Source organism: Gilliamella apis, from assembly GCF_002142155.1.
Taxonomy (GTDB): Bacteria; Pseudomonadota; Gammaproteobacteria; order Enterobacterales; family Orbaceae; genus Gilliamella; species Gilliamella apis.
The window spans coordinates 100,511-116,476 of record NZ_NASD01000001.1; the positions used below are offsets into that span (position 1 = coordinate 100,511).

Sequence of the window (15,966 nt, forward strand, 5' to 3'; positions counted from 1 at the left end):
CGGCTGGCAAAGTAAGTATAAAACCTTTATACTATGCGACAATTTTTAGTAATACTTGCTGTGTTGCTAAATCAACCCGTTCTTTAACATCATCAATTGGAAGAAAATTATGCATCCGATGCTGAATATTGCTATTCGTGCTGCTCGTAAAGCAGGTAATGTGGCCATTAAGGCTTATGAAAATCCAAGTTCAATCGAAATTGACACTAAAGGTGCTAACGATTTTGCTACTAACGCCGATCGTGCTGCTGAAGCTTTAATTATTGAAACAATCAAAAAAGCGTATCCTGACCATACGATTATTGCCGAAGAAAGCGGACTGGCTAAAGGTAATGATGCTGACACGCAATGGATTATCGACCCAATTGATGGTACTACTAATTTTATTAAGAATATTCCTCATTTTGCGGTTTCGATTGCCGCTCGAGTTAAAGGTAAAACGGAAGTTGCTGTCGTGTATAATCCGATGAGTAATGAACTCTTCACGGCTGCTCGAGGTAAAGGTGCGCAGTTAAATGGTTACCGTATTCGAGTAAGTAATGCGAAAGATTTAGAGGGTAGTGTGCTTGCAACAGCTTTTCCTTTTAAAGCTAAACAACACAGTAATTGTTATTTCGCGGTATTGCAAAAGCTATTTACTAAATGTGGTGATTTTCGTCGTAGTGGTTCAGCCGCGTTAGATCTGGCTTATGTCGCATCAGGGCGCTTAGATGGCTTTTTTGAAATTGGCTTAAAACCATGGGATATTGCTGCAGGTGAGCTGATTTTACGTGAAGCTGGTGGCGTGGTTACTGATTTTGCTGGCGGTAATAATTATATGGTTTCTGGTAACATAGTTGCAGGCAATCCAAGAATCGTTAAAGATCTGCTTGTTTCTACTCAAAACGATTGGCCAGAAAATTTGCGTAATTAGTTTTACTTTCTTTATCTAAATGCGGGGCTGTCTTATCCCTGCATTTTGTCTTTATACCGTTTATCAAAAAAAATAAATTTGCTATTGGTCATTGTGGATCAGTTATTGCTGTCATGGAACAATTAACTTGTAAGCCTTGATTGTTTAAATAGTCACTACCCCAAGTATACATTGATTCGAGGACTGGTTTGATACTTTTGCCAAAGTTGGTTAAAGAATATTCTACTTTAGGTGGTACGACGGGATAAACGTGTCGATGAATTAGGCCATTTGCTTCAAGTTCACGTAGCTGTTGGGTTAACATTTTCGGGGTAGCGGTTGGAATTTCTTTCTGTAATTGCGAAAATCTCAAGGTGGTTTCGGTCATCAGTTTCCATAAAATGAGCGATTTATATTTACCACCAATCATATTAATTGTGGCATCAACTGGACAACAGGTGATAGGTTGATGTTCTTTTCCACAACAAGTGGTATTAATCGGATTATTTTTCACATTATTATCTCAATAGTATCTTTTTAGGTAGTATATATCAAAAAAGTGCATTCTTGTTAAAAGGATAATTAATATTACAATAGCTATATAAATCACATCAAAAACCAAGGGAAACATCAAATGAAAACCGTCGAATATAGTTTTTTTGTGGAAGAGATGAGCTGCGCATCATGCGTTAGTCGTGTTGAAAAAGCATTAAAAAAGATTGATGGCGTGATTGATGTTAGTGTTAACCTTGCGACAGAAAAGGCAACAGTTGAAGCCAATACGAATGTGCAATTAGAAACCTTAATGGCAGCAGTCGATAAAGCCGGTTACCACGCGGTAAAGATAACCGAGCCGGAAATTCACGCCAAAGATATAAATAAGCAAGCGTCACTCTGGCCGATTATTATCTCGGTTATCTTAGCGATTCCTTTTGTATTGCCGATGTTACTTGAACCATTTGGCATTCATTGGATGATGCCAGCTTGGTTGCAATTAGTGATTGCCTCGGTTGTGCAATTTGGGCTTGGTGCTAAATTTTATCGTAGTGGTTTTAATGCTGCCAAGGCGTTGTCCGGTAATATGGATCTGTTAGTGGCAATTGGTACCAGTGCAGCTTATGGATTGTCACTTTATCAGCTTATTATTGGTAATAACGATCATCTCTATTTCGAGTCGTCGGTGGTTATTATTACGTTAATCTTGATTGGTAAATGGTTAGAGTCAAGAGCCAAACATCAAACGACCCAAGCGATTGAAGCACTTTCCGCGCTGCGCCCGGAAGTTGCATTAGTTCGACAAGGCGATCAAGAAGTAAGTTTGCCGATAAGTCAGGTTAAGGTCGATGATGTGGTTGTGATCAAACCTGGTGAACGAATTCCGGTAGATGGTGTGGTTATTGACGGCGCATCGAGTTGTGATGAATCGATGTTGACGGGGGAAAGTTTCCCGGTTAGTAAAACCCTCAATAGTGTGGTAACCGGTGGCACCATTAATGGTGAAGGATTATTGATAGTAAAAACAACAGCAGTACAAGCTGATTCGGCTTTGTTTAAGATTATCGCTATGGTCGAATCTGCGCAAGCGAAAAAAGCACCAATTCAACGTATTGTCGATCGGATTAGTGCTATTTTTGTCCCCGTGATTTTATTGATTGCACTAATTACACTGCTTGCTTGGGGCGTTATTTCTCATGATTGGCAGCAAGCTTTACTACATGCGGTCGCCGTGTTAGTGATTGCTTGCCCATGTGCATTAGGATTGGCGACACCAACCGCCATAATGGTTGGTACGGGGGTTGCTGCTCGCCATGGTATTTTGATTAAAGATGCCGAGGCGCTTGAAACCTTACATAACATTAATACGGTAGCATTTGATAAAACTGGCACATTAACCATTGGTAAACCAGAATTAGTTGAACTGGATGTAATGGGCACAGAAACTGCCGATCAAATTCTCGCACTAGCGGCATCAATGCAAGCTGGAAGTGAACATCCACTCGCTAAAGCAATTTTAGCGAAAGCTAAATCGTATAATTATGCACAGAATATTACCTCAGTTGCTGGTTCAGGGGTAATGGCAACGATTGATAATCATGAATATTATTTAGGTAGTTTACGTTGGATGAAATCGTTAAATGCCTATTTTGTGGATATGCAGGATAAAATTAATGAACTTACCCAAAAAGGTTATACAATCTCATTTTTAGCCAAACAGCAATCGGAAAATGGTGTTGTGATATTAGCCTTATTTGGTTTTGCCGATGTGATTAAATCGGAAGCGAAAAGCGCCATTGATGCATTACATCAACTCAACGTAAATACGGTTATGTTAACCGGCGACAATCAACAAGCGGCTAATTATGTAGCACAGCAATTAAATTTAGATAAAGTTATTGCAGAGGTTTTACCGCAAGATAAAGCCAATTATATTTATCAATTACAAAAAGAAAGTCTAAATAATAACAATAGTGATAGCAATCATAAAGTGGCAATGGTGGGTGACGGTATTAATGATGCGCCAGCTTTAGCTGCGGCTGATATTGGTATTGCCATGGGAACGGGGACAGATGTCGCTATGCATGCAGCAAGTATAACCTTGATGCGCGGCAATCTATTTTTAATTGCTGATGCCATTGATATCTCACGAAGAACCTACAATAAAATTAAACAAAACTTATTTTGGGCATTTTTCTACAATTTAATTGGCATTCCACTCGCTGCCTTCGGCTTCTTAAATCCAATGATAGCCGGTGCGGCTATGGCACTTAGCAGTGTAAGTGTGGTGACTAATGCTTTATTGTTAAAACGTTGGCAAGCACGTTCTGGGTCAAAATAATTTTATTTTGACCTAATTCTTTATGGTAATAAATTAATTTTAGAACAAGTCATTAATGCAAATATTGTTCCAAATTAGTTGATTTTGGATCCTTTTTATTGCTCAGATCTAACAAGGAGTAGATTAGTGGCGAATATAATATAAATCAGAATGAAACTAACTGAAAAAACGATTAATTGGATAAGTATAAATATTTCACTATATGAAAATTCAAATACTTGATTGAAAAAGCACCATCTTATAGGGTGTTTTTTCAATCGGTAAATCATTTTCAGATAAATTAAAGCCAAAAACCGACAAAATTTTCCTATCGGAATAGTATCATGCTAAACAATGATAAATAGCATCTCTAATTTTTACTGGATAGCGTCCCAACATTCCTTCAATTGCGGTATTAGTCAAAATGACTACAGCTAATTCTTGTTGAGGGTCATAAAACCAATTATGACCATACACACCACCCCATTGAATAGTTCCTTTACTCTGAGGTGTTTGTGCTAAGATCGGGTCATCAAGCACCGCACCACCATAACCGAATCCCCATCCTGGTCCTTTTGTACCATATTTACTATTTATATAACACTTCGCCATTGTATCCATTAGTTTATTGTTACTTAAATCATTATTTATTGAAGTTAGTGATAACAGAAATTGCATAAAATCAGGTGCAGTACCAACCATACCAGCCCCACCTGAATGATAGGCTTTAGGATTAAATATGCGTTTAGGATCATAAGAAACAATCCCGTTATTCGATGATTCATCTAATTGCATAAAATAAGGGCTTGGCATAGGTAATGGTTCCGGTAAAGCATTATAATAGTGAGTAACTAATTGATTATTATCTGGTATGGTAAAGCCGGTTTTTGACATATTCAAAGGAATCGTTATGGTAGTTTTTATTATTTCTTCTAATGGCTGTTGAGTGACAGCAGTTAATACTCCACCTAGGACATCTAATGCCAATGAATAACACCAATTTGTTCCAGGAGCAAAAAGAAGAGGAGCTTTTGATAATCGATGAAGATTTTCATCTAAATCAGTTGCTATTTGATCAAAGCCGTCTGAAATCTGTAATGTATTATAAATGCCTTCACCATGAGGTTCGCAAAAACGATATTTTAGTCCCGCACTATGGGTTAATAAGTGATGCAAAGTAATAACTGGTTGCTGGCCATTTTCTAGTTTTGGAGTGAAATAAGGTAGATAATCAGTAACAGGCGAATCCAATTTTAGTAGCCCTTTTTCTGCTAAATATAATGCGGCTGCACTAACTATCGGTTTGGTAACGGATGAAAGCAAAAATTGTGAGTCAACTTGCATGGTTAATTTTTGTTCTTTATCAGCATAGCCGGATGCTTGTTGATAGATTATTTGTCCCTCTTTAGCAACCATAACAACAGATCCAACTATATGTTTTTTATCTATCGCATATTGATTCACTTTATTGATTGCTTGTCCAACATTTGCAGAAAAACGACTAACTTTCATTTTTGTCTTAACTCTTGATTGATTATTATTTCACCTAATAGTATATGTTTTTTGTAAGATAATAAATATGCTAAATGAATTTATTTTGACGATGTTTAGTTGGTTTCCTATTAATAGTTATACTTATGTAATTTAACATTATTTTTCTATTATCAGTTCCATTTAATTTGTAAGTGTAAAGTGTATGCTGTTTAGCCATGAAGAACGATAGCTCTGTTATGTATGAGGTTACTTAATTATATAATCCAATTCAGGTTAGTATGATTGAATTCGATTTCGTGTCAATTAGACTCAAGCACATTTTATTTTTATGATTTATTTTAGATTAAAACCAACTTGTGATCCCTTACCTTGTTCAGTAACAAATACCCCGACGGCAGTAATCAATTGTTCATTATAGTAAATTAATGGAATACGAGTGCGCTGCCAAGGTGGAATATGGTGTTCTTGCCATAGTTTTTTTATTGATCGTGATCCTTTGCGCTGCACAATTTGAAATTGACCTTGGGCATGAAAACGCACCGAAACGCTTTCCTCTTTTTGTGGTAAACGACAAGTTAACTTGGTTTGATAATTGGACTGTAATACGCCTAAATTATCCGGCAAGGTTAGCGAAGTATTTAAATCCCAAGGCAGGATTTGCTGTTCAATATCTTGATATAAAGGTAATAAATAGAGTTGGTTTTGATAGCGGCGAATCTGTCGGTTATGTAAAATAAATTGTGGATTAGCATCTTCTTTCGCTTGAATAACGGTTTGCCAAATTAATGACAGTTGCTTTTGACTTGGCATGCCGATATGTTGTTCTTTAAACCACATCCGCAATATTGCATTACGTTTATAATCTGAATAATCACGTAGTGGTTGGATATTAAGTTGTTTGGCATTGCCAATAATTTGCTTAAATTCTGTCGATAAAAGCTCATGGATTAATGCTTCTTGCTGTTGACATAACTCGGCACTACGTGCCACCATTTGCGAGAAATGTGGCCAACGCTGATTAAGCGTTGGCAGTACCTTTAAACGTAAAAAGTTACGGTCATAATGGTCGTCTTGATTACTTTCATCTTCAATCCAACTTAATAGATGTTGATTGGCATATTGTTCAATTTCTTCACGCGAGATCGTTAATAATGGCCGAAGATGTTGACCACTTTCAAGAGGCATAGCGGATAATCCTGTTGGGCCACTACCACGTTTTAAGGCTAGGAAGAAAGTTTCACATTGATCGTCAAGGTGCTGGGCAGTACATAACAACTCATCACTTTTTAAATGTCGATAAATAGCTTGATAGCGAGCTTCTCTGGCTTGTTCTTCAATATTGCCCGCCGCTCTATCAAGTTTGACTTTTTCAATAATCAAAGGAATTTGCCAAACATTGCATTGTTGCTGGCAATGTTCCGCCCAACTATCAGCGTTTTTGCTTAAACCATGGTGAATATAAATGGCTCTAAGTTGTAAATTTTGTGACTTTTGTCTCAAGTTGACTAATGCTTGCAGTAAAACAGTCGAATCGACACCACCACTAAAAGCAACCAGTAGCGATTGTCGACCGTTTAGATGTTGTAAAATTGTTTGTTCAATAATACTTTTAGTCTTAGCTTGATTTTGATGACTCATCGGTTATCCATTTATACTAAACTTTGTAATGCATTCACTTTGTTTTTATGCAATTTAATTCTATCTAAGCCAGCGGCAAGATCGGCGATTAAATCATCAGGATCTTCAAGGCCAATATGTAATCGAATTAATGTACCCGTGAAATCCACACCTGATACCGGGCGTATTTTTGCCAGATCTTCAGGTTGATTGGCTAAAATCAATGATTCAAATCCACCCCATGAATACGCCATTGAAAAGTGAGTCATATTATCCAAGAAATCAGATAGTTGCACGTCGCTTAAATGATCTTTAAGTACAAAAGAAAATAGACCACTAGCACCACTAAAATCACGTTTAAAAAACTCATGTCCCTTACAACTTGCCAAAGCCGGATGATTAACCGTTGCCACTTTAGGATGATTAGTTAACCAGTTTGCCACTTTTAAGCTACTTTCGTGATGTTGTTTTAGTCTAACCGCTAAGGTTCGTAATCCACGAGCTGCCATATAGGCGGTATCGGCATCACACATTTGTCCCATTAAATAAGAGCGTTCACGTAATTGATCCCAACATCGTTGATTAGCAACAGCCGTACCTAACATAGCATCGGAGTGGCCGATTAAGTACTTAGTGCCGGCTTGAATAGAGATATCAACATCATGCTCTAACGCTTTGAATAAAACACCAGCACTCCAAGTGTTGTCCATCATAATGACAATTTCTGGATTAACACTGCGAATCGCTTTAACAATTGCTGGCACATCATGCAGTTCCATAGTGATTGAGCTTGGTGATTCAAGAAATACCACTTTGGTATTTGGTTTAATATGATTCGTGATATAACGACCAATTAGCGGAGAAAAATAATCGGTTTCCACACCAAAATCTTTGAGTATATGTTCACAAAATTCTTGCGTTGGTTCGTAACTGGCTTCTGATACCAGAATATGATCACCGGTTTTTACAAAAGCTAAAATGGCATTTGCAATGGCTGCCGCACCGCAAGGATAGAGGTAGCAACCAGCACCACCTTCAATTTCCACCATGGCATCTTGCAGGGCAAAATGAGTTAATGTGCCGCGTCGACCATAAAATAATCCGCCTTTGGCTCGATTTTCCATCGCGTCTTTTTTCGCTTCTAATGAATCAAAAACCAGCGATGATGCTCGCTGAATAACGGAGTTAACAGCACCTTGGGTATAACGTTTTTTTCGACCAGCATGAACTAATTTTGTTTGTAATGACATGATGCATCCTTAGTGAACCGATAAATTTCGATAACAGTTAGCATAGCATGCTGTTAAAATAGTAAAAAATAATTTTTGTTTAAACTGGCTTACACAACATGTTAATTGTCCAACTTGCCCATTTAGATACGGTTGAAGTGAACTATTCGCTATTATCACCACAGGTCATTGATGATGCTGAATTATTAAAGGGTACACGTAAAAAACAGTTTTTAGTCTGTCGTTCAATTTTAGCTAGTTTACTTAAACAGTATTGTCATATTGATAGTTTGCCTCCCATCATTATTGGTGATAATAGCCGTCCTTGCTTTTTACAACATAACCTGCCTGATTTTAATATCAGTCATAGCCAAGATTGGGTGGCGGTTGCAATATCGCTAAATGGTCAAGTCGGCCTTGATATTGAAGTTGCTCGACAACGTAAAAATTATTTGAATGTCGCTGAAAGTATTTTTGCTAATGATGAATATCAATGGATGTTAAAACAACGTGATACTTTAACCGCATTTTGGCAACTTTGGACATTAAAAGAGTCAGCTCTTAAATTATATGCCAAAGGCGTTTGGCAAATGAAATCGGTAAAAGTTGATGTCGCAAACCAGTTGATTAGTGCGCCATTTGGACAGGATTTTTATTATCAATATCAGCAAGTGGCATCGGTTCATCTTGCCGTTAATCAGAATAAACCAATCAAAAAATTTATCTTGCAAACTTAATCTATTAATAATCTGCTACTAATGTGGTAGCAGATTAATATCATCAATTTACTCTTCGCTTGAGCTCGTTAGGCCTGATTCACTTAATGTTTTATTGAAGTCTTTATCCATAAAGAATAAATCACGTTTGTTTTCACCAACTAATTCGAGTTTATCAACAATGCTCTTGAACAGTTTTTCTTCCTCATGTTGTTCAGCTACATACCATTGTAAAAAGTTGAAGGTTGAAAAATCTTTTTGCGTTAAAGCATAGTCAACAAGTTCATTAATTTCTTTGGTAATTTTAAGTTCATGTTGATATGCCGCTTTAAACACATCAAGTAGTGATTTATATTCTGATTCTGGCGCTGCAATTTTGCCAATAAGCGCTAACGAACCGCAATCTAACACATAATCAAATAAGCGTTCCATATGTTGCCGCTCTTCTCCAGCATGATCTCTTAAAAATTTTCCGAAAGATGGAAAATTTTGATCATCACACCATGCGCTCATTTGTAGGTAAAGGTTAGAAGAGTAGAATTCTAGATTTAATTGGTCATTAAGTTTTTTGACCATTTGGTTGGTTAACATTTTATTTGCCTCACATTGTTATTTTATTGTTTTCACTTCTCTGTCTTTAAAGATAATCTGATTATAATAAGAGCACAGTGATGACCCATCCCCTTAGGTTATTTATATCAGATAAATATCTTGCAGAATTTTCCTGTTTTTATCATCCAATTGATACTCTTTAGTTAACCAATCGTCGATGGTGGTATAGCGTTTTTTGATTTCATCAAGAGCTGCGGTTAAAAACTCTTGTTTAGCCGCAAAAATGATTTTCTGTTTCTCAAACTCTTCAGCCGATAATTTACTTTCATTTTGGCTGAGTATGGCTTGACGATAATCATTTAAATGGCGCTCGGTAAGTAAGTAATCTTGCATAACTACGTCTTCACTTACCCCCAATGCAAATAGGGTTAAAGCTACGCCAACACCAGTTCTATCTTTACCTACTGCACAATGTTGCACTAAGGGTTTTCCATTAGCACTAAGTAGTAGTGATGTTAACTTTTTATAAGCAAGATTATTAAAAGGTAATAATTGATAAAGTTTAATCATAAAATCAAACGGTGAATATTTTTTCATAACGAAAATATCATCACTGGTTAGGCTTGCTGTAATTTCATCACTTAATGGGTTTGCTGGCACATTAATATATTGACTGTTATTCCAAAGATTATCGGGATGACGATCAATTTCATGTTGATCACGATAATCTAATACATAATGCAAATTAAGCTCATCAGATAAAAAATTTTTTTCACTATCATTAAGACGTGAAAATTCACCTGAACGATACAACATTCCTGTTCGAATTTGGCGACCATCACTGGTTTTAATGCCACCTAAGTCACGAAAATTGATGCCATTTTGGATTGGTACAACTGATGTCATTATAGGTCCTTATTTATGCTTAACTTTGCTTGCTATCTTAACATGTTTCTGATTAGAATTGATTTATCGTTTTTGCATTTTTATTGCTTGAGGAATTTATTATGTCGAGTTTATCTATATTACTTTCGGAAAAACCTGCACCATCAAAGTGGGGAAAAGAGGCGTTACTTAGTTTTTCAGATGATGCTGTTACCATTCATTATCAACCGGATCATCGACATGGCGCCATTCAGCGAGCAGCAAGAAAATTAGATAATCAAGGTATTAAGTCGGTTAAACTTAGTGGTGATAATTGGGATCTAGAATCGTGTTGGCATTTTTGGCTCGGTTATCGTAATGCCAAAAATAATAATAAGGTGAGTTGGGCAAAACTTAATAGCCATGATAAACAAGAACTAAAATATCGCTTAGCAATTATTGATTGGTGTCGAGATATTGTTAATCAACAAGCAGAAACATTAAGTCCTCTAGAATTGGCCACGCAAAGTGCAAACTTAATCAGCAATTATTCTTCTGATATTACCTATAACATTATTTCCGGCGAAGCATTAAAAGAACAGGATTATATGGGAATTTATACGGTTGGCAAAGGATCTGATCGGCCGGCAGCGTTACTTGAGCTTGATTATAATCCGACTAACAACCCCAAAGCGCCAATTGTCGCTTGTTTAGTCGGTAAAGGTATCACTTTTGATTCTGGTGGTTATAGCTTAAAGCCAAGCAGTTTTATGGAATCAATGCGATCGGATATGGGGGGCGCGGCATTAGTAACTGGTGCTCTGGCACTTGCTATTGCCCGAGGAGTTAAACATCGTATTAAACTTTATCTATGTTGTGCTGATAACTTGGTGAGTGGTAAGGCATTTAAACTGGGTGATATTATTCGATATCGTAATGGTAAAACAGTTGAAGTGGATAATACCGATGCGGAAGGACGATTAGTTTTAGCTGACGGGTTAATTAGTGCTGACAGTGATAAGCCTCACTATATTATTGATTGCGCAACCCTTACTGGAGCAGCAAAAATTGCAGTAGGTAATGATTATCAATCATTACTCTCATTTGATGACAAATTTGCTAATCAATTATTGGCAAGTAGCCAAGCGGAACATGAAGCTTTTTGGCGATTACCATTAGCTGATTTTCATCGTAGCCAATTTCCATCATCGTTTGCGGATATAGCCAATTCAGGATTACCCAATACCGCTGGTGCCAGCACTGCCGCGGCATTTTTATCTCATTTTATTAAAAATTATAAACAAAATTGGCTACACATTGACTGTTCAGCGACATTCCGCAAAAGTGCCACCGCTTTATGGGCAACTGGCGCAACAGGTATCGGGGTAAGAACGCTAGCTAATTTGTTAACTATATTAAAATGATTAGTAATGATTTTATGATGCATTAAATAGAATTTTAAAAAAGTTGATAAATATATAAGGAATATCATGAACATAAAAAAGTTACTATTAGTTATACCCCTCTTATTTTCTTTTGCTACTTATGCGAGGGATTGTGCAACAGAATTTGAAAATAAAAATTATGAAAAGGCACTTGTTGAATGTACACAAGAAGCAGAAGAAAATGACAAAGTGGCACAATATAATCTAGCTCGTATGTATGATGATGGTGAAGGAATAGAACAAGATAAACAAAAGGCGGTGTATTGGTATACAAAAGCAGCGGAGCAAGGAGATTCTACCGCACAAAATGATTTAGCGGTTATATATTATGACGATGAAGGAATAGAGCAAGATAAACTTAAAGCAGCATATTGGTTTGAAAAAGCAGCAGAACAAAATCTCTCCAAAGCACAATATAATTTAGCAGTTATGTATGAGAAAGGTGAAGGTATAGAGCAGAATAAACAAACGGCGGTATATTGGTATACAAAAGCAGCAGAGCAAGGTGACTCCAAAGCACAAAATAATTTAGCAGTTATGTATGATATAGGTGATGGCATAAAGCAGGATAAACTTAAAGCTTTCTTTTGGTATACAAAAGCAGCAGAGCAAGGTGTATCCATTGCACAATATAATTTAGCACTTATGCATGATAAAGGTGATGGTATAAAGCAGGATAAACAGAAGGCGGTATATTGGTATACAAAAGCAGCGGAGCAAGGTTATTCCTACGCACAATATAACTTAGGGCTTATGTATGATGACGATGAAGGTATAAAGCAAGATAAACTTAAAGCTTTCTTTTGGTATACAAAAGCAGCAGAACAAGGTATATCCTACGCACAATATAATTTAGCACTCATGTATAATCAAGGTGATGGCATAAAGCAGGATAAACAGAAGGCGGTATATTGGTATACAAAAGCAGCGGAGCAAGGTTACTCCAGCGCGCAATACAATTTAGCGCTTATGTATAAGTACGGTGATGGCATAAAGCAAAATAAATCTTTAGCTAAAAATTATTTAAAACAGTCTTGTAGCCAAGGTCATAAACTTGCTTGTGATGAATTAAAAATATAATCCTATGATTTAATAAAAAACCACCTTAAATCACTAAGGTGGTTTGCTTTAAGTGTTGATTAATTTTAGAAAAACCTATTATTTATCTTCAATCACAGTTGCTTTTTTAATATAGATTGGTTCAACAGGGACATTTTGATGTGGTCCCATGCGTTTGGTGGCTACGTTAACAATTTTATCAACGACATCCATTCCTTTAACGACTTTACCAAAAACAGCATAACCATATTGGACTGGTGATTGGTAATTAAGAAAATCATTATTGACCACATTAATAAAAAATTGGCTAGTTGCGCTATCTACAGCATTGGTTCTTGCCATTGCGATAGTTCCGCGATCGTTTTTCAAGCCATTATTGGCTTCATTTTTAATTGGTTGTTGAGTTTCTTTGAATTTTAATTGATCATCAGCACCACCGCCTTGAATCATAAATCCAGGAATGACTCGATGGAAGGTTAAATTTTCATAAAAACCGTTATTGACATAATCAAGAAAATTTTTCGTGGTAATTGGTGCATGTTCGCTATCTAATTCAAGTTCAATATCGCCCATACTGGTTTGTAATAATACTTTGCTATCAGCCAAAGCAACAGTTGAAAAAAGGCTTAATAGTAATGATATAAGTAATAGTTTGATTTTTTTCATTTAACAAATCCTTACTCCAAAATAGTGGGCAAATTATACCGAATATTAGATGAATTGAAATGATTAATATGACTAAATAACTAAAATTTTGGGTAATAGCTTCCAGTATTGCGATTAATAAATAAAAAATATTCTTTATTTATTATAATTCATATTATTAGTGAGTTTATTTTCTATTTTATTTCCATTTTTAAGCTTATTTTGTAGATAAAAAACCCTGTTCCTCAAAATTTTTTGCTAAGCGATGAATCATTATGCGATGTATTTTATGTAATATGCCTTTAGTGTTGCCTCATCATGGGATTTGTAGTCAATGTGTTAAAAACTTACCAAAATTTAATAAGATTTGTTATCAATGTAGCCTTCCTCATTCATTATCAACCAAAATCTGCTATCGATGTCGTGATAAGCAGCCTTATTGGGATGAAATGGTTGCAGTAACAGAATATACGGCACCGTTAAAAAAATTAATCCAACATTTAAAATTTTATCGTAAAACTGAGTTAACTAATGCTTTGGCCAGGTTAATGTTTTTAGCTTGGTATCAACGACGGTTGAGTAGTGGTTTGGTTAAACCAGATATTGTAACTTGTGTTCCATTGCACCATTTTCGTTATTGGTCTAGAGGATTTAATCAAGCGGCATTATTAGCGAAACCGATAGCCAGATGGCTAAATTGTGATTTTCAACCTTATCTGTTATCACGAAAGTCAGTGGCACACGATCAAAAGTATCTATCGCGTAAGCAACGAATAACCAATGTAGAAACCTTATTTAGTTGCCGCGATGATTTAACCAATCAATCGATAATGCTTATTGATGATATTGTTACTACCGGCAATACCATAAATGCCATTAGCCAACAGTTAAAACAATGTGGGGCAAACTATATTCAGGTAGTTTGTTTATGTCGCACCATCTTGTAAAATCTAAAACACCCCCTATAATGACCAACAAGGTTAGTCAACTATTATCGATGATGTTAGTGATGATTAATGTCAATCGTGTCAAAGTGAGGGATTATGTCTATTATTACCATTTCTGAATCAGCGCAACAACATTTTAAAAAATTACTTGCTAATCAGCCTGATGGTACACAAATTCGGGTTTTTGTTATTAATCCTGGCACACCATCAGCAGAATGTGGGGTTTCATATTGCCCAGCAGATACTGTAGAAGATAGCGATATCGAAGAACAACAACAAGCTGGTTTTTCTATTTATATTGATGAAATTAGCGCTCCTTTTTTAGAGGAAACGGTGATTGATTATGTAACAGATGAATTAGGTTCTCAATTAACTTTAAAAGCGCCGAATTCAAAAATGAAAAAGGTTGCCGATGATGCGCCGTTAATTGAACGCGTCAATTATGTTATTCAAGCACAGGTTAATCCGCAATTAGCTAGTCATGGTGGTCATGTGAGTTTGGTTGAATTAACCGATGATAATTATGCAATATTACAATTTGGTGGTGGTTGTAATGGTTGTTCGATGGTCGATTACACTTTAAAAGAGGGGATTGAAAAACAGCTACTTGCTGAATTCCCTGAACTGGCAGGCGTAAAAGATATTACCGAACATCAAGCTGGAAGCCATTCATATTGTTAAAAAATTTTCGATTTACATCTTGCTTATTGCTGTGATTAAGTCATAATCGCATAATATTTGCCAATTCACATCATGATGGGGTTATATGAATCAAGTTAGTATTATTTCAGATCTTATCGTTTGGATTGAAAAAAATTTGGAGCAACCCTTATCTATTGATAATGTCGCCCAGAAATCAGGTTATTCGAAGTGGCATTTACAACGGATGTTTAAAGAAGTAACTGGTCAAGTACTTGGTACTTATATTCGTCACCGCAGATTAACTTATGCGGCATTATCTTTGCGCATGACAAGTAAACCTATTTTAGATATTGCTATGCAATATCGTTTTGATTCGCAGCAAACTTTTACTCGTTCTTTTAAAAAGCAATTTAATGAAACACCAGCAAGTTATCGTCGTGGTGAATTTTGGGATCCTACCGGGTTAACTCCTGCTATTGAATTAAATAAAAATCGACTTTCTTTACCTGAACCTAAATTTGTGAATATGCCGAAACAAACTTTTTGGGGGATCTCTTACAAAAATAATTGTAATTTGAGTCAAATTTTAGATGAAGAAAATAAATTAAGATCGCAGTTTTTTCAAAATTATTTATCCCATTATGCTCACAATAGTGACAGTTTACCGGATAAGATTTTTGCTTTTAGCCGCATTTTGAAAAGTAAAGATAATGCTAATGAACAAGAACTTTTATATACAATTGCTTTAGATCATAATAATAATCTTGAGCATATAGAACCAATTGTTAATGAAGGTGGTTTATATCTTTGTTTTAAATATATTGGTTCGCTAGAAAATTTCAGTGATTTTATTTCTCAAGTCCACTTAGCTGCAATGCCAGCATTAAAAGTTCGGTTACGCACCTCAAGTTGTTTAATTGAGATTCATCATAATCATCATGATGATACGATTAAATGTTTTAAAGATATCCATACTATGGAATGCGATTATTGTGTACCTGTGGTTGCAGATGATGAAGTCAATATCCAGTCAAACTTGTTATAGTCTA

Annotated in this window: 15 protein-coding genes; 8 read left to right on the forward strand and 7 right to left on the reverse strand. The window is 36.0% G+C overall.

All coding sequences use genetic code 11. The features are described 5' to 3' along the window. Positions 1-109: 109 nt before the first annotated feature. Entirely contained in the window at positions 110-913 is an 804-nt protein-coding gene (gene suhB / locus B6C84_RS00515; protein ID WP_086353750.1) for an inositol-1-monophosphatase, read from the forward strand. Between the two features lie 88 nt (positions 914-1,001). On the opposite strand, the gene B6C84_RS00520 is transcribed toward suhB, so the two are convergent. Next, on the reverse strand, positions 1,002-1,322 hold the full coding sequence (locus tag B6C84_RS00520; RefSeq protein ID WP_086321243.1) for a winged helix-turn-helix transcriptional regulator: 321 nt from the start codon (positions 1,320-1,322) through the stop codon (positions 1,002-1,004). 204 nt (positions 1,323-1,526) lie between these two features. On the opposite strand from B6C84_RS00520, the gene B6C84_RS00525 reads away from it, so the two are divergent. Beyond that, the gene (locus B6C84_RS00525) at positions 1,527-3,728 is read left to right on the forward strand and encodes a heavy metal translocating P-type ATPase (protein WP_086353751.1); all 2,202 of its coding nucleotides are present in this window, start codon (positions 1,527-1,529) and stop codon (positions 3,726-3,728) included. 321 nt (positions 3,729-4,049) lie between these two features. Here the strand turns inward: B6C84_RS00525 and B6C84_RS00530 are convergent, their stop codons facing one another. From B6C84_RS00530 to metC, 3 genes are all read right to left on the reverse strand, one after another. Continuing rightward, complete coding sequence (locus B6C84_RS00530) at positions 4,050-5,219, reverse strand: serine hydrolase domain-containing protein (protein WP_086353752.1); 1,170 nt, start codon at positions 5,217-5,219, stop codon at positions 4,050-4,052. A 315-nt stretch (positions 5,220-5,534) separates the two neighbouring features. Continuing rightward, complete coding sequence (gene tilS / locus B6C84_RS00535; RefSeq protein ID WP_086353753.1) at positions 5,535-6,839, reverse strand: tRNA lysidine(34) synthetase TilS; 1,305 nt, start codon at positions 6,837-6,839, stop codon at positions 5,535-5,537. 11 nt (positions 6,840-6,850) lie between these two features. Then, positions 6,851-8,068, reverse strand: coding sequence for a cystathionine beta-lyase (gene metC, locus B6C84_RS00540; protein WP_086353754.1), 1,218 nt, complete (start codon positions 8,066-8,068; stop codon positions 6,851-6,853). A gap of 98 nt (positions 8,069-8,166) precedes the next feature. Here metC and B6C84_RS00545 point away from each other — a divergent pair, with 98 nt between their 5' ends. Next, positions 8,167-8,784 (forward strand): 4'-phosphopantetheinyl transferase family protein, encoded by a 618-nt coding sequence (locus tag B6C84_RS00545; protein ID WP_086353755.1) that lies wholly within the window; start codon positions 8,167-8,169, stop codon positions 8,782-8,784. A 48-nt stretch (positions 8,785-8,832) separates the two neighbouring features. On the opposite strand, the gene ftnA is transcribed toward B6C84_RS00545, so the two are convergent. Beyond that, entirely contained in the window at positions 8,833-9,354 is a 522-nt protein-coding gene (gene ftnA / locus B6C84_RS00550) for a non-heme ferritin (RefSeq protein ID WP_086321178.1), read from the reverse strand. A 102-nt stretch (positions 9,355-9,456) separates the two neighbouring features. Continuing rightward, positions 9,457-10,221, reverse strand: coding sequence for a tyrosine-protein phosphatase (locus B6C84_RS00555; RefSeq protein WP_086353756.1), 765 nt, complete (start codon positions 10,219-10,221; stop codon positions 9,457-9,459). A gap of 101 nt (positions 10,222-10,322) precedes the next feature. Here B6C84_RS00555 and pepB point away from each other — a divergent pair, with 101 nt between their 5' ends. Together pepB and B6C84_RS00565 are read left to right on the forward strand one after the other, a co-directional pair. Further along, positions 10,323-11,603 (forward strand): aminopeptidase PepB, encoded by a 1,281-nt coding sequence (pepB, locus tag B6C84_RS00560; RefSeq protein ID WP_086353757.1) that lies wholly within the window; start codon positions 10,323-10,325, stop codon positions 11,601-11,603. Between the two features lie 66 nt (positions 11,604-11,669). Then, positions 11,670-12,704, forward strand: coding sequence for an SEL1-like repeat protein (locus B6C84_RS00565; RefSeq protein ID WP_086353758.1), 1,035 nt, complete (start codon positions 11,670-11,672; stop codon positions 12,702-12,704). A gap of 78 nt (positions 12,705-12,782) precedes the next feature. Here the strand turns inward: B6C84_RS00565 and B6C84_RS00570 are convergent, their stop codons facing one another. Then, positions 12,783-13,349: a peptidylprolyl isomerase gene (locus tag B6C84_RS00570; protein ID WP_086353759.1), complete on the reverse strand. Its 567-nt coding sequence runs from the start codon at positions 13,347-13,349 to the stop codon at positions 12,783-12,785. Positions 13,350-13,603: 254 nt separating this feature from the next. Here B6C84_RS00570 and B6C84_RS00575 point away from each other — a divergent pair, with 254 nt between their 5' ends. The 3 genes from B6C84_RS00575 (at position 13,604) to robA (ending at position 15,962) form a co-directional block, all read left to right on the forward strand. Beyond that, on the forward strand, positions 13,604-14,275 hold the full coding sequence (locus tag B6C84_RS00575; RefSeq protein ID WP_086353760.1) for a phosphoribosyltransferase family protein: 672 nt from the start codon (positions 13,604-13,606) through the stop codon (positions 14,273-14,275). 102 nt (positions 14,276-14,377) lie between these two features. After that, positions 14,378-14,956, forward strand: coding sequence for a Fe-S biogenesis protein NfuA (gene nfuA, locus B6C84_RS00580; RefSeq protein WP_086353787.1), 579 nt, complete (start codon positions 14,378-14,380; stop codon positions 14,954-14,956). A gap of 85 nt (positions 14,957-15,041) precedes the next feature. Then, positions 15,042-15,962 carry an MDR efflux pump AcrAB transcriptional activator RobA gene (gene robA / locus B6C84_RS00585; protein WP_065577892.1) on the forward strand — a complete coding sequence of 307 codons (921 nt, stop codon included), beginning with the start codon at positions 15,042-15,044 and terminating at the stop codon, positions 15,960-15,962. Positions 15,963-15,966 lie beyond the last annotated feature (4 nt).

Coding starts and splice junctions, on each gene's coding strand:
- B6C84_RS00530 (WP_086353752.1), bottom strand. CDS start 5,219: ATGAAAGTTAGTCGTTTTTCTGCAAATGTTGGACAAGCAATCAATAAA.
- B6C84_RS00565 (WP_086353758.1), top strand. CDS start 11,670: ATGAACATAAAAAAGTTACTATTAGTTATACCCCTCTTATTTTCTTTT.
- pepB (WP_086353757.1), top strand. CDS start 10,323: ATGTCGAGTTTATCTATATTACTTTCGGAAAAACCTGCACCATCAAAG.
- suhB (WP_086353750.1), top strand. CDS start 110: ATGCATCCGATGCTGAATATTGCTATTCGTGCTGCTCGTAAAGCAGGT.
- B6C84_RS00575 (WP_086353760.1), top strand. CDS start 13,604: ATGCGATGTATTTTATGTAATATGCCTTTAGTGTTGCCTCATCATGGG.
- B6C84_RS00520 (WP_086321243.1), bottom strand. CDS start 1,322: ATGATTGGTGGTAAATATAAATCGCTCATTTTATGGAAACTGATGACC.
- tilS (WP_086353753.1), bottom strand. CDS start 6,839: ATGAGTCATCAAAATCAAGCTAAGACTAAAAGTATTATTGAACAAACA.
- B6C84_RS00570 (WP_086353759.1), bottom strand. CDS start 13,349: ATGAAAAAAATCAAACTATTACTTATATCATTACTATTAAGCCTTTTT.
- robA (WP_065577892.1), top strand. CDS start 15,042: ATGAATCAAGTTAGTATTATTTCAGATCTTATCGTTTGGATTGAAAAA.
- B6C84_RS00555 (WP_086353756.1), bottom strand. CDS start 10,221: ATGACATCAGTTGTACCAATCCAAAATGGCATCAATTTTCGTGACTTA.
- ftnA (WP_086321178.1), bottom strand. CDS start 9,354: ATGTTAACCAACCAAATGGTCAAAAAACTTAATGACCAATTAAATCTA.
- B6C84_RS00525 (WP_086353751.1), top strand. CDS start 1,527: ATGAAAACCGTCGAATATAGTTTTTTTGTGGAAGAGATGAGCTGCGCA.
- B6C84_RS00545 (WP_086353755.1), top strand. CDS start 8,167: ATGTTAATTGTCCAACTTGCCCATTTAGATACGGTTGAAGTGAACTAT.
- metC (WP_086353754.1), bottom strand. CDS start 8,068: ATGTCATTACAAACAAAATTAGTTCATGCTGGTCGAAAAAAACGTTAT.